General features: G+C 58.2%; 21 protein-coding genes. 16 read left to right on the top strand and 5 right to left on the bottom strand.

Translation table 11 applies throughout. From position 1 onward, the window contains the following. Positions 1-143, bottom strand: a 143-nt coding sequence (locus CK501_RS04805; RefSeq protein WP_143421382.1) for a helix-turn-helix domain-containing protein, incomplete at its 3' end; no start/stop codon positions are given. Between the two features lie 392 nt (positions 144-535). Between CK501_RS04805 and CK501_RS04800 the strand changes: the two genes are divergently transcribed. The 10 genes from CK501_RS04800 (at position 536) to CK501_RS04755 (ending at position 9,581) form a co-directional block, all read left to right on the top strand. Beyond that, positions 536-1,762: a glycosyltransferase family 4 protein gene (locus CK501_RS04800; RefSeq protein WP_095616556.1), complete on the top strand. Its 1,227-nt coding sequence runs from the start codon at positions 536-538 to the stop codon at positions 1,760-1,762. Continuing rightward, positions 1,762-2,781 carry an SDR family NAD(P)-dependent oxidoreductase gene (locus CK501_RS04795; RefSeq protein ID WP_198949382.1) on the top strand — a complete coding sequence of 340 codons (1,020 nt, stop codon included), beginning with the start codon at positions 1,762-1,764 and terminating at the stop codon, positions 2,779-2,781. Before CK501_RS04800 ends, CK501_RS04795 begins: the two co-directional genes overlap by 1 nt. A 14-nt stretch (positions 2,782-2,795) precedes the next feature. After that, entirely contained in the window at positions 2,796-3,914 is a 1,119-nt protein-coding gene (locus CK501_RS04790; protein ID WP_095616554.1) for a polysaccharide biosynthesis C-terminal domain-containing protein, read from the top strand. A 3-nt stretch (positions 3,915-3,917) separates the two neighbouring features. Continuing rightward, the gene (gene wecB, locus CK501_RS04785; protein ID WP_095616553.1) at positions 3,918-5,066 is read left to right on the top strand and encodes a non-hydrolyzing UDP-N-acetylglucosamine 2-epimerase; all 1,149 of its coding nucleotides are present in this window, start codon (positions 3,918-3,920) and stop codon (positions 5,064-5,066) included. Next, on the top strand, positions 5,053-6,303 hold the full coding sequence (locus CK501_RS04780) for a glycosyltransferase family 4 protein (protein WP_198949381.1): 1,251 nt from the start codon (positions 5,053-5,055) through the stop codon (positions 6,301-6,303). The genes wecB and CK501_RS04780 overlap by 14 nt, the downstream gene beginning before the upstream one ends. Next, positions 6,300-7,160 carry a sulfotransferase family protein gene (locus CK501_RS04775; protein ID WP_095616551.1) on the top strand — a complete coding sequence of 287 codons (861 nt, stop codon included), beginning with the start codon at positions 6,300-6,302 and terminating at the stop codon, positions 7,158-7,160. Before CK501_RS04780 ends, CK501_RS04775 begins: the two co-directional genes overlap by 4 nt. Positions 7,161-7,164: 4 nt before the next feature. Further along, a complete protein-coding gene (locus tag CK501_RS04770; protein ID WP_095616550.1) occupies positions 7,165-7,776 on the top strand; it encodes a sugar transferase in 612 nt (203 codons plus the stop codon). A 48-nt stretch (positions 7,777-7,824) separates the two neighbouring features. Then, positions 7,825-8,061, top strand: a complete 237-nt coding sequence (locus CK501_RS04765) for a DUF4258 domain-containing protein (RefSeq protein ID WP_233128839.1) — start codon at positions 7,825-7,827, stop codon at positions 8,059-8,061. A gap of 3 nt (positions 8,062-8,064) precedes the next feature. Continuing rightward, positions 8,065-8,256: a DUF2283 domain-containing protein gene (locus CK501_RS04760; protein WP_095616548.1), complete on the top strand. Its 192-nt coding sequence runs from the start codon at positions 8,065-8,067 to the stop codon at positions 8,254-8,256. A gap of 143 nt (positions 8,257-8,399) precedes the next feature. Further along, complete coding sequence (locus CK501_RS04755) at positions 8,400-9,581, top strand: DegT/DnrJ/EryC1/StrS family aminotransferase (RefSeq protein WP_095616547.1); 1,182 nt, start codon at positions 8,400-8,402, stop codon at positions 9,579-9,581. Positions 9,582-9,653: 72 nt separating this feature from the next. On the opposite strand, the gene CK501_RS04750 is transcribed toward CK501_RS04755, so the two are convergent. Then, a complete protein-coding gene (locus CK501_RS04750) occupies positions 9,654-11,636 on the bottom strand; it encodes a nucleoside-diphosphate sugar epimerase/dehydratase (RefSeq protein WP_095616546.1) in 1,983 nt (660 codons plus the stop codon). 664 nt (positions 11,637-12,300) lie between these two features. Between CK501_RS04750 and CK501_RS16685 the strand changes: the two genes are divergently transcribed. From CK501_RS16685 to CK501_RS04740, 3 genes are all read left to right on the top strand, one after another. Beyond that, positions 12,301-12,840 carry a hypothetical protein gene (locus CK501_RS16685; protein ID WP_143421381.1) on the top strand — a complete coding sequence of 180 codons (540 nt, stop codon included), beginning with the start codon at positions 12,301-12,303 and terminating at the stop codon, positions 12,838-12,840. Beyond that, on the top strand, positions 12,815-13,285 hold the full coding sequence (locus tag CK501_RS04745; RefSeq protein WP_095616545.1) for a hypothetical protein: 471 nt from the start codon (positions 12,815-12,817) through the stop codon (positions 13,283-13,285). The genes CK501_RS16685 and CK501_RS04745 overlap by 26 nt, the downstream gene beginning before the upstream one ends. 162 nt (positions 13,286-13,447) lie before the next feature. Then, the gene (locus tag CK501_RS04740) at positions 13,448-14,386 is read left to right on the top strand and encodes a DUF4351 domain-containing protein (RefSeq protein ID WP_095616544.1); all 939 of its coding nucleotides are present in this window, start codon (positions 13,448-13,450) and stop codon (positions 14,384-14,386) included. A gap of 156 nt (positions 14,387-14,542) precedes the next feature. Here CK501_RS04740 and CK501_RS04735 read toward each other — a convergent pair whose 3' ends face one another. Further along, positions 14,543-15,040 (bottom strand): BLUF domain-containing protein, encoded by a 498-nt coding sequence (locus CK501_RS04735; RefSeq protein WP_233128838.1) that lies wholly within the window; start codon positions 15,038-15,040, stop codon positions 14,543-14,545. 92 nt (positions 15,041-15,132) lie between these two features. Here CK501_RS04735 and CK501_RS04730 point away from each other — a divergent pair, with 92 nt between their 5' ends. Continuing rightward, entirely contained in the window at positions 15,133-16,551 is a 1,419-nt protein-coding gene (locus CK501_RS04730; protein ID WP_095616542.1) for an MBL fold metallo-hydrolase RNA specificity domain-containing protein, read from the top strand. A 1-nt stretch (position 16,552) separates the two neighbouring features. On the opposite strand, the gene CK501_RS04725 is transcribed toward CK501_RS04730, so the two are convergent. Both CK501_RS04725 and CK501_RS17205 read right to left on the bottom strand, forming a co-directional pair. After that, positions 16,553-16,930, bottom strand: coding sequence for a helix-turn-helix domain-containing protein (locus CK501_RS04725; RefSeq protein WP_095616541.1), 378 nt, complete (start codon positions 16,928-16,930; stop codon positions 16,553-16,555). Further along, a complete protein-coding gene (locus CK501_RS17205; RefSeq protein ID WP_095616540.1) occupies positions 16,927-17,187 on the bottom strand; it encodes a type II toxin-antitoxin system RelE family toxin in 261 nt (86 codons plus the stop codon). The genes CK501_RS04725 and CK501_RS17205 overlap by 4 nt, the downstream gene beginning before the upstream one ends. A 172-nt stretch (positions 17,188-17,359) precedes the next feature. On the opposite strand from CK501_RS17205, the gene CK501_RS04715 reads away from it, so the two are divergent. Both CK501_RS04715 and CK501_RS04710 read left to right on the top strand, forming a co-directional pair. Then, positions 17,360-17,719 carry a rhodanese-like domain-containing protein gene (locus CK501_RS04715; protein ID WP_095616539.1) on the top strand — a complete coding sequence of 120 codons (360 nt, stop codon included), beginning with the start codon at positions 17,360-17,362 and terminating at the stop codon, positions 17,717-17,719. A 149-nt stretch (positions 17,720-17,868) separates the two neighbouring features. After that, positions 17,869-18,915 (top strand): DUF2333 family protein, encoded by a 1,047-nt coding sequence (locus CK501_RS04710; protein ID WP_158223046.1) that lies wholly within the window; start codon positions 17,869-17,871, stop codon positions 18,913-18,915. The last annotated feature ends 29 nt before the right edge of the window (positions 18,916-18,944 follow it).

The following is an 18,944-nucleotide window of genomic DNA, read 5'->3' as shown; positions in this document are numbered from 1 at the left end:
GCGCTTGTGTTGCGCCGAATCTCTCGCGAGACCGTGCTACTGCTGCACCCCACAAGCTGGGCGATGGCACGAAGGCTGCAGCGGTGCTGCAAACCGGCCTCAATCTGGTATCGTTGTCGCTGGGTCAGTTGTCGGTATCCCATCTGCTCTTCACTTTGGTCGGTAAAGGCGGTGAGGGTACCGGCGGCGGCCCTCCTACCTCTACCGGTTCACGCCAAAGTGCTGCAGTTATTATCTGAATTCAGGTTTTATCCGGAAAATCCTCAGTATGGCTTTACCTTTATGCAACAACCGGGGCTTTTGGCACCCTGAGCTTATCAAGCATGGGGTTAGTAGGCATACTTATGGAGGTAGCTCTCCTTATGTGTCTTTTCGTCCCTCTGAAATTTTTAAAAATCTTTTCAGCAACAGATGAAAAATACTACTGAGAAGGATAAAGACACCGCACCCCACGCTTTTTCAAAAAAACAGGATTGTTTTTCATAATTTTGATTGACTTAATTTTATTCGCTCAGGTAACTGATGGACAGCAAGTATGAGCAATACAAAAGTGGATACTAGCTCAAAATCAGGCAAAATTGATAGAGGTTTTCGTCGGCACCTTTTAATTGGCCCGCTACCTCCACCCGCTACAGGTCAATCTGTTTCCTTCGATAGACTACAGCGCGAACTTAGCAATCGCGGCTGGGAATGTAGAGTGATCAACCTTACAAGGGGGGCATGGTCAGCCTCACCAGTGCCCTCCGTGGCACGAGCGCTGAAAATGAGCGGATTAGTGGCCTCTTTCTGTTTAAACATTCTTAAAGGCTACCGTTCTGTTTATCTGACAATTGCCCAGTCACGCTCCGGTTTTATTCGTGACGCGTTGATGATCTGGTTTGCTGCCACTTTCCGCGCTCGCCTAGTGGTTCATCTGAAGGGTGGCAACTACGATGGATTTTATAGAGCTCAACCAAGCTGGGTGAAGGGCCTAATTCGCGCTACTTTGCTCCGCACACACCAAATTATTGTGCTTGGCCATGGCTTGGTCGATATGTATTCTTTTGAACCCCAACTAAGTGAACGTATCACCGTGGTTGCCAATGGCCTTCCTGAGAGGTTCGAGGGCACCAGGAAAAAGCATCCTGGAGATGCACTTCGGATCCTTTTCCTATCCAACCTAATTGAATCCAAAGGGTATTTTTGTCTTCTGGAGGCCTTCCGAATTCTTAAGGAGAGGGGCGTCAAGTTCCATGCCTTTTTTGCGGGGGAGTTCGTTAAGAGCGTTGACGACGAAACGATCATAACTGCCCAGGGCGCAAAAGCGGAATTCATGAATAGGGTTGAGAGGTATGGCCTAGAAAACAACATCAAATACCTCGGTTCTGTATCGGGCAATAAAAAATGGAAGCTATTAAGTGACTGTCACGTGTTCACTCTGCCAACACGATATGTGAACGAGGGGCAGCCTGTATCAATCATTGAAGCTATGGCTTACGGATGTCCGGTCATCACAACGAAATATCGCGCTATCCCGGACCTTGTAGCAGACGGAGAGAGCGGTTTTTTCGTCGAATACAATGATGCAGATGCTATCGCCGACCGACTTCAGGAATTAACGGAAGACGTCTCACTTTATGAGACCATGAGTCACAATGCCGTAGAGCATTACAGAAACAATTTTACCTTGGATGCACACCTGGAACGCATCCTCCCCATAATTGAAGGTGGGCCGCAGGAGCAAGCAGGTTACAACGCAAAGCATTTCCGTGGGGGATCCTAGTGAGCTTTTCCGATAAAAAAGTACTTATTACTGGTGGAACCGGATCTTTTGGTCGCCACATGGCAGAGCGCCTTCTATCTATGGGCTGCAACCATATCCGCATACTCAGTCGCGACGAGGCCAAGCAGGATGAAATGCGGGTCAGTTACAATCGCCCGGAGCTGAAATTTTACATTGGGGACATTCGCGACCGCCACTCCGTCGACAAGGCAATGCGAGGCGTGGACCTCGTGTTCCATGCGGCAGCGCTTAAACAGGTACCCTCCTGCGAGTTCTTCCCGCTCGAAGCCGTTAAAACCAATATCGTGGGCAGTCAGAATGTCATCGATTCAGCCTTCGGAGCAGGCGTAAAGAGTGTGGTGTGCCTGAGCACGGATAAGGCGGTTATGCCCGTCAACGCTATGGGCATGTCCAAGGCCATGATGGAGAAAACCGCCCAGGCCGCCAGCCGGCAGATCGATGAGGATGAAACAACCATTTCCTGCGTGCGCTACGGCAACGTGATGTACTCCCGTGGCTCCGTCATCCCCCTGTTCATTAAGCAGATCAGGGAAGGCAAGCCCCTGACGTTGACGGAACCCAGCATGACGCGTTTCATGCTCTCGCTCCCGGACGCCATTGAGTTGGTCAGCTTCGCCCTCGAGAATGCCCGCCAGGGCGACATCTTCGTGAAAAAGGCGCCGGCCTGCACAGTCCAGTTGCTGGCGGAGACACTGCTGGAAATCTTCGAGGCTGATAACGAAATCCAGGTTATTGGCATGCGCCACGGCGAAAAACTCTATGAGACTCTTGCCAGCGGCGAAGAACTCAGGCGCTCCGAAGACCTTGGCGGCTATTACCGTGTCAGCTATGACGACCGGGACCTCAACTACAGCAAGTTCTTTACGGAAGGCGACCCTGACGAGTTGGGTACTGAGGATTACCATTCCCACAACACCTACCAACTCAATAAGTCTGAGCTGAAAGCCCTATTGCTCAAACTGCCCGAAGTACAGGCTGAACTGAAAGCGCATACCTAAAACCCGGAGACCTTATGAAAATCGTCGTGACCGGTGCGAACGGTCTTCTCGGCACCCATGTGACACTGTTCCTGCGTTCGCTGGAGGCGTATCGGGATAACCTGGTCACGCTTAACAGGGAAGCGTTCAACGATGACCTCACGCTAAGCAGTGCGCTTCAGAGCGCCGATGCGGTCATCCATTGCGCAGGCATCAACCGCGACAGTGATGAGGCGCTGGAAAAGGGGAACGCGGCATTGGCCGAGAGGCTGGTGCAATTCCTGTCCGAGGCTAACGCTACCCCCCACGTTTTTTATTCCAACACCACGCAACGCGAACGGGATACCCCTTACGGTCGTGGTAAAAGCGCAGCACACCACATTTTCGATACATGGGCCCAGGAGCACAGCGCGCCCTATACCGAGCTTGTGCTGCCTCACGTATTTGGTGAGGGTGGCCGCCCGAACTACAACTCCGCCCTCCTGACATTTTGCCACCAGCTGGCGAATGAGGAACCGTTGACCATCAATGGAACCGGGCAGCTTGAACTGGTCCATACGCAGGACGTTGCAAGAGCGACGCTTGATGCCTTTGAACGGGGGCGCGTGGGCGAGCTTCGCGTAAGGGGGCGCCCGATGAGTGTGGCGACAGCCGCAGGGCGATTGACCGAAATGCACAGGAGCTATACCGGGAACATTATCCCGGATCTCCGGGATGCCTTTGACCTGCAGCTTTTCAACACCCTCCGCTCATTCATGTATCCCCGGTTCTATCCGCAGGAGCTCAAGCTCAATACGGATGACCGCGGATCTCTGTTTGAAGCCGTTAAGAACAGAAACGGTGGTCAGGCATTCCTTTCAACGACCAAACCAGGCATTACCCGGGGCAACCACTACCACTTTGATAAGGTAGAACGCTTCCTGGTTGTTAAAGGCGAGGCGGTTATCCGTATTCGACGGCTTCTGGATGATCATATCGAGGAGTTCCACGTCTCCGGGGACAAGCCAGCGTACGTTGATATGCCGACGCTCCATACTCACAGCATCACCAACACCGGCGATGAAGAACTCCTTACGCTCTTCTGGAGCCACGAACTTTTCGACCCGGACAGACCGGATACCTTTTTCGAACCCGTACTCACGAATGAGAATTGACCGATGAAAATAATGACAATTCTCGGTACTCGCCCGGAGATTATTCGCCTGTCCCGCGTAATGGCGGCATTGGATGAACTGGTGGATCACAGGCTCGTCCATACTGGGCAGAACTACGACTACGAACTCAACCAGGTCTTCTTCGAGGAACTCGGCGTCAGGCAGCCTGACCATTTTCTCAATGTCGACACTTCCTCCCTCGGCCAGACGCTTGGCGAAATACTGATCAAAACCGAAGCCATCCTCCTTGAAGAGAAGCCTGATGCGATTCTCGTGCTCGGGGATACCAACAGCGCAATCGCCACCCTGATGGCAAAGCGCATGAAGATCCCCACTTACCACATGGAAGCGGGCAACCGGTGTTTCGACGCGAACGTTCCAGAAGAGGTCAACCGCAAGATGGTTGACCATCTTGCGGACTTCAATCTGGTCTACACGGAACATGCCCGCAGGCACCTGATCAGTGAGGGCCTGCCGCACCGTTTTATCTACCTGACCGGCTCACCAATGCGGGAAGTGCTTGAGCACATGCTCCCAAAGATTGAGCAGTCCAGGGTACTGGAAGAACTGGGGCTCGAAGCCGGAAAGTACTTCATCGTGAGTGTGCACCGGGAAGAAAACGTCGATAACAGGGAAAGCCTCCGCGAGGTTGTGGCTTCATTGGAGGCCCTCCACCAGAGCTTTGGGTATCCAGTGGTCGTATCCACCCACCCCAGAACCCGCAGCCGTCTTGAGAAACTCGGCCTGGGGGAAGACTCGGATGCGGTCCGCTTTCTTAAACCCTTCGGCTTTATTGATTACAACCACCTTCAGATGCAGTCCTACTGCGCCATTTCAGACAGCGGTACCATCAGTGAAGAGTCCGCAATTCTCGGATTCCCGGCCGTAACGCTGCGGCGGTCGATGGAACGACCGGAAGCGCTGGACACAGGCGCCATTGCGCTTACAGGGCTGGATAAGCAAGTGTTGATCGAGGGGGTCAGGATTGCGACATCAGCGCGAACCGTCTTCTCTGGCGCTGAGCGTGAAGTCCCGGAGGAATACCAGGTCCGCAACACGTCAGAACGGGTAGTCCGGTTGATAACTGGCACGGCGAAGCTGGCTAACAGGTGGCGCAACATGGATGAGTTCAGTCGCTATGACTGGAACTGACCCGGGAAAACGCAAGGCCGGACGCTCACACCTCCGGATTCTGACTGTTCACCGTTATTACTGGCCGGATACGGCCCCGTACGCTTCTCTGCTCCGCAGGATCGTCCAGCGTTGGCAGCAGGAGGGAAATGAGGTGGAGGTGTTGTCTTCGCAGCCCTCCTATAAGGCAACCCTTGATAACGCGTATCAGAAGAGTGACCAAACGGTTGATGGGGTCAGGATTACGCGGCTCAAGCTCGCCAATGAGGCAGGGAAGCCCATTGTCCGGATACGCAATGCCATCAGGCTTGGCCTGAACCTGGTCTGGCGAGCCGTTGTCCGCCGCTATGACGTGGTCATGATCTCAACCGCACCGCCTGTTCTTGGGGGGCTGGCAGCCGCTATAGCGTGCCGATTAACCGGCGCACGCTTTATCTATCACTGCATGGACATCCATCCGGAAGTGGGTAGAATCTCCGGCGAATTTTCGCACCCTGCGGTGTTTGGCCTTCTCCGGAAGCTGGATAATTGGAGCTGCCATCAAGCTGAGCCGGTTGTTGTACTTTCCAGGGATATGGAGCAGACACTGCGAGAACGCCCCGGTGGAGACAGGCTGCAGATTCGGGTTCTGAATAACTTCAGCCTGCCCGATGACTCGGGGGAACCAGAGCCACTGCCATTCGAGATGCCGCCATGCAGGCTGAACGTGCTTTTTGCGGGTAATATCGGGCGCTTTCAGGGGTTGGAAACCGCCATTCAAGCAATGGCGCGCCTCACCGCCCGCGGTGACATCCGCCTGACCCTGATGGGTGATGGCATTGCGAAAGAGGCTCTGCAGGAACAGGCTCAACGGGCCGGAGCCAATGTGCAGTTCCTGGGACATCAGCCGGTAGCGGTGGCAAAAGAGGCAATGCGGCATGCGGACGCCGGGTTTGTGAGCCTGGTGCCCGGCATCTACCGGTATGCCTATCCCAGTAAGACCATGACGTACCTTGAGCAGGGATGCCCGTTGATCGTGGCGGTTGAGCCTGAGAGTGAGCTTGCGCGAGAGGTGGAAGCGGGTGGTTACGGCTACGCCGTTCCGCCTGATGATGCTCAGGCTTTGGCCTCACTGTTTGAGAGGCTTGCTGACGATCCCAGCTGGAAAGAACCGATGCGAGAGAACGCATCACAGAAAGCGCTTGATGTATTTTCTGAACCGGTCGTTCTGCATCAATGGTCTGAACTTCTAAGCAATAGAACAGCGGATACGGAATGAGGAACCAAGAAACCATCATTGTTGGCGCCCCCCGCTCCGGCACCAACATGCTCCGCGATGCCCTCACATCCCTGGAAGGCATCAGTACCTGGCCCTGCGATGAGATCAACTACATCTGGCGCCACGGCAACGTGCGGTATCCGTCCGACGAGATTCCCGCTGAGAACGCGACGGAACCGGTTACCCGCTACATCCGGGGTTGTTTCAACAGCATGGCTCGACGCACCGGCGCGAAAACGCTCGTAGAGAAGACTTGCGCCAATTGCCTGCGCGTGCCCTTTGTTGACCGGGTAGTCCCGGAAGCCCGTTACATCTACATCGTCCGGGACGGAATTGATGCCACCGGCTCCGCCCGCCAGCGCTGGACGGCGGGATTGGACATTCCTTACCTGCTGGAAAAAGTGCGGTTTGTTCCGGTGAGCGATCTGCCCTATTACGCGTTCCGCTATTTCTGGGCCCGCCTTTTCCGGCTGGTCTCCCGGGAGAAGCGGCTGGCCTTCTGGGGGCCGGCGCTCGACAACATGCAGGCCATCCTGCGCAACCATTCGCTGAACGAGGTCTGCGCGCTGCAATGGCAACGGTGCGTGGATAAGGCGGATGAGGCGCTTTCCCGGATGCCGGAAGGCAAGGTGCTGCGCGTGAGCTACGAAACCTTCGTCCGGGAGCCGGAGGCGGAGATGCGGCGCATCCTGAGCTTCATGGGGCACGATGAGGTGCCGGATGACGCCATTGCGAACGCGGTGGCCGGCGTTTCCAGCAAGACCATCGGCAAGGGGCGCAAGGCACTCGGTGATGACGAGGTGGCGCACCTTGAGGCCCTGGTCAGTTCCTCCCTGCAGCGCTACGGCTATCTCTGACACCATGGCGGACGGTCTTTCACCAGGCCAGCAGGCCCTGAAACGCACCTTTGATGCCTCGGTCGCCTTTGTTGGGCTGGCCCTCACCTTCTGGCTCATCGCCCTCACCTGGCTCCTCGCCACCCTCGACACCCGCAGCAACGGCTTCTTCACCCAGAAACGCGTGGGCAAGGACGGGCGGCTGTTCACCGTGGTCAAGCTCAAGACCATGCGCCCCACCCGTGCGCCCGGCACCACCATCACCCAGTCCCACGACCCGCGCATTACCCCGCTCGGCCGGTTTTTCCGCAAGACCAAGCTGGATGAGCTGCCCCAGCTCTGGAACGTGCTCCGGGGCGACATGAGTTTTGTGGGGCCCCGCCCGGACGTGCCCGGCTACGCGGACCGGCTGGAGGGCGAGGAGCGGTTGCTGCTCTCCGTGCGCCCCGGCATCACCGGCCCCGCTACCCTGGCCTACCGGGATGAGGAAGCCATCCTCGCGGCCCAGCCGGACCCGGAGCGGTACAATGACGAGGTGATCTACCCGGACAAGGTGCGGATCAACCTGGAGTACATCCGGAACTGGCGGTTTCGGGATGATCTGCGCTATATCTGGCGGACGGTTGTTGGAGGGTAAGTTCGCGAACCAAACAAAAGGATTTGTATGTTCATAGAGCGATTTGGCATGCAGGCTGTACTCACCCGTCATGCCCAGCAACGAATGACAGAGCGTCACATATCCATCGAGGAAATCTGCCATCTTCTTGAGACGGGCACCATCCGCCTGAAAGACGATCACCGTTTCTGGGCCGCAACGACATTTCAGGGACGGAGTGATAACCTGATTTGTGTTGCAGCCGTTTTTGAACCACCCACTGTCGTGATCAAGACGGTAATGCACCATTTTTCCTGGGAGGCCTGACCAATGCAGACACGATACGACGAAAAAGACGACATTCTGGTCGTGCATCTGGCTGACAAGCCCATCGTTAAAGAAGTGTCGCAGGACTGGAATACGCACATCAGTTACGCAGAGGATGGGTCCATCGTGGAAGTCGTGGTTCTTGAGGCATCCCAGCAGGGCGCTTGGCCGCTTCAGCATGCTGCGCACGGGTGATATCGCGAGCAAGCTCGCTCCTACAGAGGGTGGGGATTGAGCAACTGTAGGAGCTTGCTTGCAAGCGATCCGGGGTTATCCCGAGCAAGGCTCGTTCCTACGGTGTTGAATTCAGATTTATTGATAGCGGAATTGTTTAACCGATGCTGAACGGACCCTTCTCCCCCTGGCCTTCCTTCACCCAGGAAGAGGCGGACGCGGTGCAGCAGGTGCTGCTGTCCAACCGCGTGAATTACTGGACGGGTAGCGAGGCGCGTGAGTTTGAACGCGAATTTGCGGCCTTTGCGGGCACGGACTACGCAGTGGCCTTGGCCAACGGCACGGTGGCGCTGGATCTGGCACTGAAGGGGCTGGGCATCGGCCCCGGGGACGAGGTGATCGTCACCTCGCGTACCTTCCTGGCCTCCGCTTCCTGCATCGTGACCGCCGGGGCCACTCCGGTCTTCGCGGACGTGGACCGGGATTCCCAGAACATCACGCCGGCCAGCGTTCGTGCCTGCATCACCGAGCGAACGCGGGCGGTGATCTGCGTGCATCTGGCGGGCTGGCCCTGCGAGATGGAGGGCATCAATGCCCTCGCCCGCGAGCACGGACTCTCCGTGATTGAGGACTGCGCCCAGGCCCACGGAGCGCTCTACCAGGGCCGGCCGGTGGGCAGCTGGGGCGACGTGGGCTGTTTCTCGTTCTGCCAGGACAAGATCATGACCACCGCCGGCGAGGGCGGCATGGTCACCACGAACGATGAGGCGCTGTGGTCGCGCATGTGGAGCTACAAGGACCACGGCAAGAGCTATGACGCGGTCTACAACCGAGAGCACCCGCCTGGCTTCCGCTGGCTGCATGAGTCCTTCGGCACCAACTGGCGCATGACGGAGATGCAGGCCACGGTCGGGCGCATCCAGCTGCAGCGCATGCCGCAATGGCACAGCCTGCGTGTGGCCAACTGCGCCGCCGTCTGGAGTACCGCCCGCCAATGCCCGGGGCTGCGCGTGCCCGAGGTGCCCGAGCACATCGAGCATGCGGGGTATAAGTGCTACCTGTTTGTTGAACCTGGCGCACTGGCCCCCGGCTGGGACCGGGACGCGGTGCAGCAGGCCATTATGGAGCGCGGCGTGCCCTGCATGTCCGGCTCCTGCTCGGAGGTGTATCTGGAGAAGTGTTTCCAGGATGCCGGGTTTGGGCCTTTATCCTACCTTCCTGTTGCCCGTGAGCTGGGCAGCACCAGCCTGATGTTGCTTTGCCACCCTACCCTGACTGACTCCGAAATCGAGAAAACCTGTGATGTATTGAAAGCAGTGATGCAGGACGCAGCGGCGTCCCTGTAGGAGCTTGCTTGCAAGCGATTCGGGGTTATCGCGAGCGAGCTCGCTCCTACAGGTAGGTACGGGTAGGGGGAGTTATTCGAAGATGCGGCGGAGGGTTTCGCTGATGTTGGCGCCGTCGCTGGTGGCCAGGGCGCCGCTGCCGCCGTTGCACCAGACCAGGTCCGAGACGTCGTCATTGGGCTGGTAGCCGGTGGGCGCGGCGCGCAGCAGGGCCACCACGCGCTGGCAGTCGAAGCTGCGGCTCGCCAGCATCAGTTGCTCCAGCAGCTCCTCAAGGTCGCTCCAGGGCATGTCCGTCTCGCGCGCCTTCATGATGCGGGGGTGGCGGGTGCCCTGGGGGTCGTCTCCGATCAGCAGTTCCTCATAGAGTTTTTCGCCGGGGCGCAGGCCGCTGTAGACGATCTCAATGTCGCCATAGCGGTTGTCCTCGTTTTTCTCGGTCAGCCCCATCAGATGGATCATGCGCCGCGCCAGGTCCGCAATGCGCACGGGGTCGCCCATGTCGAGCACGAACACCTCGCCGCCCTCGCCCATGGTACCCGTCTGCAGTACCAGCTGGCTGGCCTCCGGGATCGTCATGAAATAGCGGATGATGTCCGGATGGGTGACGGTCACTGGCCCGCCTTCACGGATCTGCTCGCGGAACAACGGCACCACGGAGCCGGAGGAGCCGAGCACGTTGCCGAACCGGACCATTGAGAACACCGTATCTTCCTGGCGCCGGGCCAGCCCCTGAAGCACCAGCTCCGCCAGGCGCTTGCTCGCGCCCATGACGTTGGTGGGGCGCACGGCCTTGTCCGTGGAGACCAGCACGAACTTCTCGACGCCGGCGGCAATGGCCGCCTCGGCGGTGTACCAGGTGCCGAAGACGTTGTTCTGGACGCCCTCGATCACGTTCTGCTCCACCAGGGGCACGTGCTTGTAGGCCGCCGCGTGGTAGACGATGTTCACGCCAAAGCCACGCATGATGCTCTCGCACCGGCGCCGGTGGGTCACGCTGCCCAGCAGCGGGTGGATGGGAATGCTCAGCCCTTCGTTGGCGCTGATGATGTGCAGCTCACGCTCGATGTTGTACAGCGCGAACTCTGACTGCTCCAGCAGCACAATACCCACCGGCTCCTGGCGCACGATCTGGCGGCAGAGCTCGGAGCCGATGGAGCCACCGGCACCGGTCACCATCACCACACGCCCCCTCAGTGAGGCCGCCACCTCCTCGTTGCGGTAGCGCACGGGATCGCGCCCGAGCAGGTCGTCGATGTCCAGGTCGCGCACGTCGCTGATCCGCGCCTGCCCGGCCACCAGCTCCGTCACCGAGGGAACGGTCTGCACAGGCACCGGCAGCGTTTCCAGTGATTCCAGAATCCGGCGGCGGTCCACACTGGCACTCTCATCAATGGCCAGCAGGATGCGTTCCGCCTGGTGCTTGTGCACCGCCTTGCGGACGTGGTCCAGATCGTAGACCGGCAGGCCGTTGATGGTGGTTTTGTGGTTGTCCCGCTCAAGACTGACGAAGGCCACGGGCCGGTATTCAATGCCCTGGCTGAGGGCGGAGGCCAGCTGCAGGCCGGTCTCGCCGGCACCCACGATCAGCACGGGCATCTTGCTCAGGTGACGTGGCCGGTTCAGCACGGTCCGCACGCTGAAGCGGGTGCCGGTCACGAACAGGAACGCCAGTGCCCCATAGAGAAAGGGCACGGACCTTGGCATGTCGACCTGCAGGATGAACGCCGCCGCGATGACGATAAGGGCGGAGCCGGTAACGCCGCCGAGCACCGTGACCAGGGCCCGTTCGCTGAGGTAGCGGATAACCGCCCGGTAAAGCCCCAGGCGCGCAAAAAGGAAGACGGTGGCAACCGCGGTGATGCCGAACAGCGCCCAGTAGCCGACTCCGTCGAACCGGAACAGCGTCTCGTAGCGCAGCGAGAAGGCGGCCCAGAGCGAGAAAAGCACAAAGACGGCGTCGGAAACCACTGACACCAGCCGCTTCTGCGGCCGTTCCAGTGCCGCAAACCGTGAGAAAACGGCGCGGAACAGTGATTTAAGACGTTGGCTCATGCCCGGTCCTCGGAGCGACGTATGGCGGTGTGGTGAGATGTGATTATCGTCCACCTGCCGTCAGGGCGCAAATGGTGCCGGAAGGACCGAGGTTGCGAACCTAACTGTAGGAGCAGAGCTCAAGCCGGGCAGGGAGCGACAGCTCGAGTACGTAACCATTTGACCAGCCCTACCCACCTCCTGTAGCTTACTCTTCAGATATGGAACAGTGTTCATGAGAGGTGCCCTACGCCTACTATAGGCAAGCCCTCCGCACAAAAAGCAACGGATATGCAAAAAGTTCTGTTTTCCACAATATCAGCCTGCCTCGTCGCTATATCGGTTTTCTATCTGCCGATCGCGAATATTTACTTATACTCTTATATTATCCCTCTATGTCCAGAGACAGGGAGCTGGTCGACATTCCTTGAACCACTGGGCGGATGCGATTTCTATATTTATGCTCTCCAGGCACTTTTCGGAATATTGCTTTTTGTGTCTCTCAGGCTTCTTAACTCAAAACACTTATCCTCTTATGAGAGCCTGGCAACATTCTCGATATCGTCAATACTCCTGACATCACTTTCTGTATACATTGGACGTTACTATTTCATGGAAGCATTCTGGTTTCTATCACCAGTGCTTATCATGTTGCTCAACCAACTCTACCGATCATGGAGGATCTATGTCGAACGAACTCGAATACAGAATGCCGGAGAAGGATTCCGCTAAAATTGCGTATCTATGCGAGATCCTGAATCTTAAAAAGCAACGATTCAAAGATTTACCGGACAAAGAAACTATTGGTCTGTTGTCAGATGTCGTCCTTTATCATCATGTCTCACGAGGCGAGCAGCGGCGGATTCTTAAAAGATTGACCACACTACCAGGCCCTTTGCATGCAAAGCTGAGGAATAAAGTAACAACACCACTAGTGCAACCTCTTTGGAGTGTATGGTCATTGCCTACCCAAGAGTTGTTTGAGTATCAGGAACTTTTCGATACGATCGCCTCCTACGGAAACTTTCTTGGGTTTTCATTCAGTGCCGCATCAGGGAAAGAAGTTATTGAGAAAGTTAAATCACTTCCCGGCAAGGATGGAAGAACCCCTTTAACATTGGTATCGACAGTACTCATCTGGGGTTTTTTCTGGAACAATGCAAGCGCTAAAGCGACCATCCAGGAGGAGATCAATCGACGTGCAGGGAAACGATTCCAGAGCTGAGCAGGTCCTGATTCAGGCATTAGCATTAAGGGTGGGTCTATCGGAGTGGTTTCGCTTCGTCAGACTTTCCCTGCCCGCTATATTCATTCTGGCTATTTATTATCTTGATCTCCAATTCGACCTATTTGGCATTATAAAAGCGATACTGGTGTTTCTTGGATTGGAGATCATCAGTGAAGCCCCTGACCTACTCTCCAAAGTGCGGCCCAAGACGAAATCTGTTCTCACCATTGGCTATGATCTTATTGACCTAAACTTGGAGAACAACCACCGCCTGCCCATGGACGGATTAATAAGCTTGCAGGCGGAAACCCATTGGTGGCCTTTGAAACGAAACACTATAAGGTTCGAGTACCCTGAGGGAACCCGGACCATACGCACCAACCTTCACTATGCGCCACTTTTCCGGCGTTTACGTCAGCTTGGTGACGAACTGGGAAGGTGACATGTTGAAGGCGGTGATGCAGGAGGCGACGGCCCACCCTCTGTAGGGGCTTGCTTGCAAGCGATTCCGAAGATCATCGCGAGCGAGCTTGTTCCTACGGGGTTGCGTCCTTCAGGTTCTCCGCATACTGTATATTAAAACAGTATTTAGCGGACTTCAGGGATGAACAGCCACGACCAGAACTTCAAGAACCTCATTGTGGACTACCCGCGCCAGGCGCTGGCGTTCTTTGCCGAGGCTGAGGCGCGAGGCCTGGATGATTCGGTGCAGATACAGCTCCTGCGCGAAGAGCAACAGAAAGAACGGCTCGGGGAGCGCTTTCGTGAGCTGGATGTGCCCATGCTGGTGGAGTGGCCGGACGGCCGGCGGGAAGCCATCCTGTTTGTACTGGAAGAAGAGACCGATCCTTCCCGGTTCTCCATCCATCGGCTGATCCATTACTGCACCGACCTGGCTGAGCTGTACCAGACCACACGCGTTGTGCCGGTGGTGATCTTTCTCAGGTCTTCCTCCAGCATTCCCGGGCAGTTGCACCTCGGTGGAGATTCCCGGACTTACCTGTCATTCCAGTATCTCAATTGCGAGCTGGAACAGCTTCCTGCCGAGCACTATTGGGACAGCGACAACCTGGTAGCGCGCCTGAACCTTCCCAACATGCGTTGGTCCGAGGAGCAGAAGCTGGAGGTCTATGCCCGCGCCGTTCGCGGGCTGATGGAACTCGAGCCGGACAGGGAGCGCCAGCTCAAGTATGTGGACTTCATCGACATCTATACAGCACTGGACGATAATGAAATGAAGGTATACGAGGAACAGTATCCACAGGAGACGAAGACCATGGCCGGATTGAGAGAGCGTCTGCTGGCCGAAGGTGAACAGCGCGGGGTACAGCAGGGCCTGGAGCAGGGTTTAGAACAAGGCTTGGAACAGGGCAGGGCCACTGGCGAACGGACTCTGTTACTTCGCCAGCTCAAGCGCCGTTTTGGGCCTCTGGACGAAGCGACCCGTAAGAGGCTGGAGTCCGCCTCCACGGAGGAGCTGGAGCACTGGGCTGATAACGTTCTGGAGGCCCGCTCTCTGGAAGAAGTATTTACCCGCCATTAACACTATCGACCGAGGCATCCCAGCAGGGGGCCTGGCCACTTCAACATGCCGCACACGGGTGATATCGCGAGCGAGCTCGCTCCTACAGAAGACGGAGATCAATGAACTGTAGTAGGAGCTTGCTTGCAAGCGATCCGAGGTCATCGAGAGATCACCTCAAGCTTTCCCGAAAAGCCGCTTCCACAGCGGCGGCTTGGGCTTGGTTCCGGCGGTCGCTTCGGTCGGGTCTTTCCCCTGTGCGCAGGCCTCCAGGAGCTCTGATACCATGGCGTCATCGAACGCATACGGGTTGAAGGCCTGGTTGCGCTTGGCCAGCAGGCGCGAGACCTCATCAGCCACCGGCAGGTATTTCATGGACCAGTCCGGGAACATCCGCTGGTCGATGTCTTCAAAGGAGAGCGCCTTAACATCCCGGTGACGGGAATCCCCGCTGATGCGCTGGTAACAGTCGCTGACCGCGTCCCGCTCGCCTTCCAGGCACTGGAAGAAGTAGCCGTTGCCGTAATGGAGCACACCGCCGATCCGGCGCTTTTTGTTGTTGCGCCGTGATTCGGCCAGGATCTGGCCCACGGAGACCTCGATGCCGCCGCTCTCGTTGGGCTCGAACGTGGCTGTGCTGGCGTAGGTCAGGCGTACAAGGGCAGCATTGCTCACGGGGACCTCCGATTGGGTTGCTGTTGTCGATGGGAACCCATACGACCGAACAGCGGACCGGGATTGTTTTTGATAACGCATAGGGAGATGCCATGACCACCATTGAACTCCACCACCACGGCGCCGTGAACGGCGTAACGGGCTCATGCCATGAGCTGGCCGTCGGCGCGCGCAGCATCCTGCTCGACTGTGGGCTCTTTCAGGGCACCGACGCAGCCGGCAATGCCTCGGCCCAGTCGCTGGCCATTGGCTTTCCCATAGAGCCCATCACGGCCATGGTGGTCTCCCATGTGCACATTGACCACATCGGGCGCATTCCGCACCTTTTGGCGGCCGGGTTCCAAGGGCCCATCCTGTGCTCGGAACCCACGGCCCGGCTGTTGCCGGTGATGCTGGAGGATGCGCTCAAGATCGGCTTTACGCGGAACCGCTCCCTGATCGAGCCGGTGCTGGCGGTGATCCGTGAACGCACGGTAGCTCTGCCCTATGGCGAGTGGCATGAGGTGTTCGCGGAGGATGACGCGAGCCTTTCCATACGGCTCCAGCGGGCGGGCCATATCCTCGGGTCCGCTTACGTGGAATGCGAGGCCCGTGCTGGCGAGGCGCACGAGCGCATCGTCTACAGTGGCGACCTAGGCGCTCCGGGCACCCCTTTGATTCCGGCGCCGGAGCCGCCCGAGCGCTGCGACCGGCTGATCCTGGAGAGCACTTACGGTGACCGGGACCATGCGCACCGCGAGGACCGGCGCGAGCAGCTGCGCGGCGTCATCGAGGGGGCCCTGGCCAACGGCGGGACCGTGATGATCCCGGCGTTCAGTCTCGGGCGCACCCAGGAGCTGCTGTACGAATTGGAGGCCATCATCCATGAGGCGCCCGAGGCACCAGCGGCGAGCCATAACGGCCAGCCGGTGGCGTGGCGGGAGCTGGAGATCGTGGTGGATTCCCCGCTGGCCGCCAACTTCACGGAGCACTACCGGGCACTGAAGCCCTTCTGGGACGCGGAGGCCTCGGCACTGGTCCGCGAGGGCCGCCATCCATTGTCCTTTGAGCAGCTTACCGTGATCGACGATCACCAGGACCATCTCAATGCGGTTGAGTACCTGAACGACACGGGCCGCCCCTGTGTGGTGCTGGCGGGCTCGGGCATGTGCGATGGCGGGCGCATTGTGAATTACCTGAAGGCGATGCTGGGCCAGGACCGCAATGACGTGGTGTTCTGCGGCTACCAGGCACAGGGCACACCGGGGCGCGACATCCTGCGTTACGGGCCGGAAGGCGGTTACGTGATGCTGGATGGGGAACGCTGTGTCATCCGGGCCGGTGTTCACAGGCTCACGGGCTACTCGGCCCATGCGGGCCAGTCGGATCTGGTGCGGTTTATGGAAGGGATTGAGGAAGGACCCTCGGAGATCCGTCTGGTGCACGGTGATCCCGATGCGAAGCAGGCGCTCGCCCGGTTACTGGCGGCACGGACGCAGGCGCAGGTGCTGATTCCGGGTGAGGGTGGCTGAACTATTCCTCGAGCAGATCGTCTATATCGACAGCCAACGCATTCGCCAACGCTTTGATGACCCGGGTCGAACCGTCCTTGGAGCGCGCCTCCAGCTGAGAGATGTAGGATTTCCCGACACCGGCCCGCTCCCCCAGGGCTTCCTGAGTCAGGCCCCGATATTCCCGCCATACCTTGATCGGATGTTCCTCGCCACTGAGCAGACGCTCCACAACATCCTCGGGGATGGTCTCTTCCCCCGCTTCAATCGCCCGCACTGCGGCCTCAGCATCTGTAAGGTCCTGAGCCTCTTGCGCCTGCTCGACCAGCCGCTGATACTCCTTATACGGAATAACCGCGTATTCGGGGACTCCGTTCTTCTCGATAACCTGAACACTCATTTGTAGACGTCTCCCCTTGGCCCGACTTTCAACACGAGAATCATCAACTCGCCGTCATCGATACGGCAGATGGCACGATAACTGCCCTGCCGAAGCCGCCAGAAGTCGCCTCCTTTCATTGGCTTCCACTGGTTCCCTCTCGACCGATAGGGGTCCCTGGCAATCTCGCTTAAGGCTTCCCGCATTTTTTGCCCCTGTGGCGCGGGCATTCGCCGCAAAGCCTTGAGCGCCGCTTTCCGATAGCTCACTTTGTACATGAGCACAGTTTACTCGAAAGTTTACTATTAGAAAACAGTAAACGCAGAAGACAAAGACCATGGCCGCTTCAGCATGCTGCCCACGGGAAATATCGCGAGCGAGCTCGCTCCTACAGGTTGGGGAAACGGTTTATCATGGGGCCATTCATTCACGGATACTGGAGTTTTGATCATGAGCTTGCGTACCCTTCCCGAAATCGTGGCCGAAACCAAGGCCGGCCTGCACTGCCTCACCCCGGAAGCCGCGCGCGAGATGCTCGCGGATGAGCCGAACGCGCTGGTCATTGATGTTCGGGAGCCGGGCGAGGTCGGCGAGAAACGCGCCACCGGCACCATCAACCTGCCCCGGGGCATTCTGGAGATGAAGATCCCCGAGTACACGACGGACCCGGACACCCCCATCTTCCTCCACTGTGCCACCGGCGGGCGAGCGGCGCTGGCCGCGGAGGCGCTTGAGCGCATGGGGTTCACCCGGGTAAGCGTGATTGATTGCAGCTGTGATGAGGTGATGCAGGCGCTGGGGGCTGCCTGACTCTGTAGGAGCTTGCTTACAAGCGATCCAGGGTTATCGCGAGCGAGCTCGCTCCTACAGGCGCAGGGGTTGCGTGGCATGGATAGAGGTGGCGGGGCAAGTCAGTTATGCTGGCGCCTCTGCAGCAAACGATGACAACGGGAAGCTCCATGGGATACTTGAGACGAGCAGCGCGCGCCGTGACCGACCGGATGCCGAGGCTGCGCGCCCGCGGCCTGATCATGACTCCGGTGGTGGTGGGGCTGGCCATAGCGGTGGCTCTGTTTGTGGTGTCGTTCTGGCCCAACGGTAACCCGCAGGCCCCCAAACAGGACGCCATCCTGGAAGCGTTCAAGGCGGATTCCGATCAGGACGAGCCGCCAGTGGGCTATTACACCACCGAGTCGCTGATCCGCTCCCTGGACATCATCGTCAACAAGCGCGGCGGCTTCCTGTCCAATGACGTGATGCCGCCCTTCGTGCTGATGGACAACATCGCCGCCTGGGAGACCGGCGCGATCCGCCAGGCGCGCGATCTCTCGCTGGCACTGCGCAACGACGTCTCGCGTTCCCAGTCCCAGTCCAACGAGAACCCGAACCTGGTCCAGGCCCAGATCCTGCTGAACAACGACAGCGAGCGCTGGATCTTTCCCTCGGCGGAGGGTAAGTACAACAACGCGATTGAGGAGCTCAGGGCCTACCGGCAGGACCTGGTGAACCCGGATTCGGCCCGTGGCGATTTCTACGCCCGGGCGGACAACCTGGCAACGATCCTCGACCTGATGAACAAGCGCCTGGGCAGCATGTCCCAGAATCTGGCCGCCAGCGTGGCGGAGCGCCGCCGGGCGACCATGCTGGCGAATGATCCCAATGCAGCCGCCGCCAAGAGGCAGCCCATTGAGGATGTGAGCCAGACGCCCTGGATGCAGGTCGACAATGTGTTCTACCAGGCCCGCGGCACAACCTGGGCGATGCTGGTCTACCTCAAGGCCCTCAAGCGTGACTTCCGCAGTGTGCTGGAGGACAAGAACGCCATGGTCAGCCTTGAGCAGATCATCCGGGAGCTGGAATACACCCAGCGCTCCATGACCAGCCCGATGGTGCTCAATGGCTCCCAGTTCGGGCTGGTTCCGAACTATTCGCTGACGATGTCGTCCTATCTGACGCGTGCGAATGCCGGGCTGATCAATATCATCAGTCTGTTGCGGGACGGGTAATTCGGCGCGATTGTAGGAGCTTGCTTGCA

This window comes from Halovibrio salipaludis, from assembly GCF_002286965.1.
GTDB lineage: Bacteria > Pseudomonadota > Gammaproteobacteria > Pseudomonadales > Oleiphilaceae > Halospina > Halospina salipaludis.
The sequence above is the reverse complement of the archived record's forward strand: the minus strand, read 5'-3'. Positions and strand labels throughout refer to the sequence as shown.

Bases quoted from the DNA above. Each gene is read 5' to 3' on its own strand.
- CK501_RS04780 (WP_198949381.1), top strand. From the start codon at position 5,053: ATGACTGGAACTGACCCGGGAAAACGCAAGGCCGGACGCTCACACCTC.
- CK501_RS04790 (WP_095616554.1), top strand. From the start codon at position 2,796: ATGAAAATCGTCGTGACCGGTGCGAACGGTCTTCTCGGCACCCATGTG.
- CK501_RS04725 (WP_095616541.1), bottom strand. From the start codon at position 16,930: ATGAGTGTTCAGGTTATCGAGAAGAACGGAGTCCCCGAATACGCGGTT.
- CK501_RS04730 (WP_095616542.1), top strand. From the start codon at position 15,133: ATGACCACCATTGAACTCCACCACCACGGCGCCGTGAACGGCGTAACG.
- CK501_RS16685 (WP_143421381.1), top strand. From the start codon at position 12,301: ATGTCGAACGAACTCGAATACAGAATGCCGGAGAAGGATTCCGCTAAA.
- CK501_RS04800 (WP_095616556.1), top strand. From the start codon at position 536: ATGAGCAATACAAAAGTGGATACTAGCTCAAAATCAGGCAAAATTGAT.
- CK501_RS04710 (WP_158223046.1), top strand. From the start codon at position 17,869: ATGGGATACTTGAGACGAGCAGCGCGCGCCGTGACCGACCGGATGCCG.
- CK501_RS04750 (WP_095616546.1), bottom strand. From the start codon at position 11,636: ATGAGCCAACGTCTTAAATCACTGTTCCGCGCCGTTTTCTCACGGTTT.
- CK501_RS17205 (WP_095616540.1), bottom strand. From the start codon at position 17,187: ATGTACAAAGTGAGCTATCGGAAAGCGGCGCTCAAGGCTTTGCGGCGA.
- CK501_RS04755 (WP_095616547.1), top strand. From the start codon at position 8,400: ATGCTGAACGGACCCTTCTCCCCCTGGCCTTCCTTCACCCAGGAAGAG.
- CK501_RS04715 (WP_095616539.1), top strand. From the start codon at position 17,360: ATGAGCTTGCGTACCCTTCCCGAAATCGTGGCCGAAACCAAGGCCGGC.
- wecB (WP_095616553.1), top strand. From the start codon at position 3,918: ATGAAAATAATGACAATTCTCGGTACTCGCCCGGAGATTATTCGCCTG.
- CK501_RS04765 (WP_233128839.1), top strand. From the start codon at position 7,825: ATGCAGGCTGTACTCACCCGTCATGCCCAGCAACGAATGACAGAGCGT.
- CK501_RS04775 (WP_095616551.1), top strand. From the start codon at position 6,300: ATGAGGAACCAAGAAACCATCATTGTTGGCGCCCCCCGCTCCGGCACC.
- CK501_RS04740 (WP_095616544.1), top strand. From the start codon at position 13,448: ATGAACAGCCACGACCAGAACTTCAAGAACCTCATTGTGGACTACCCG.
- CK501_RS04760 (WP_095616548.1), top strand. From the start codon at position 8,065: ATGCAGACACGATACGACGAAAAAGACGACATTCTGGTCGTGCATCTG.
- CK501_RS04770 (WP_095616550.1), top strand. From the start codon at position 7,165: ATGGCGGACGGTCTTTCACCAGGCCAGCAGGCCCTGAAACGCACCTTT.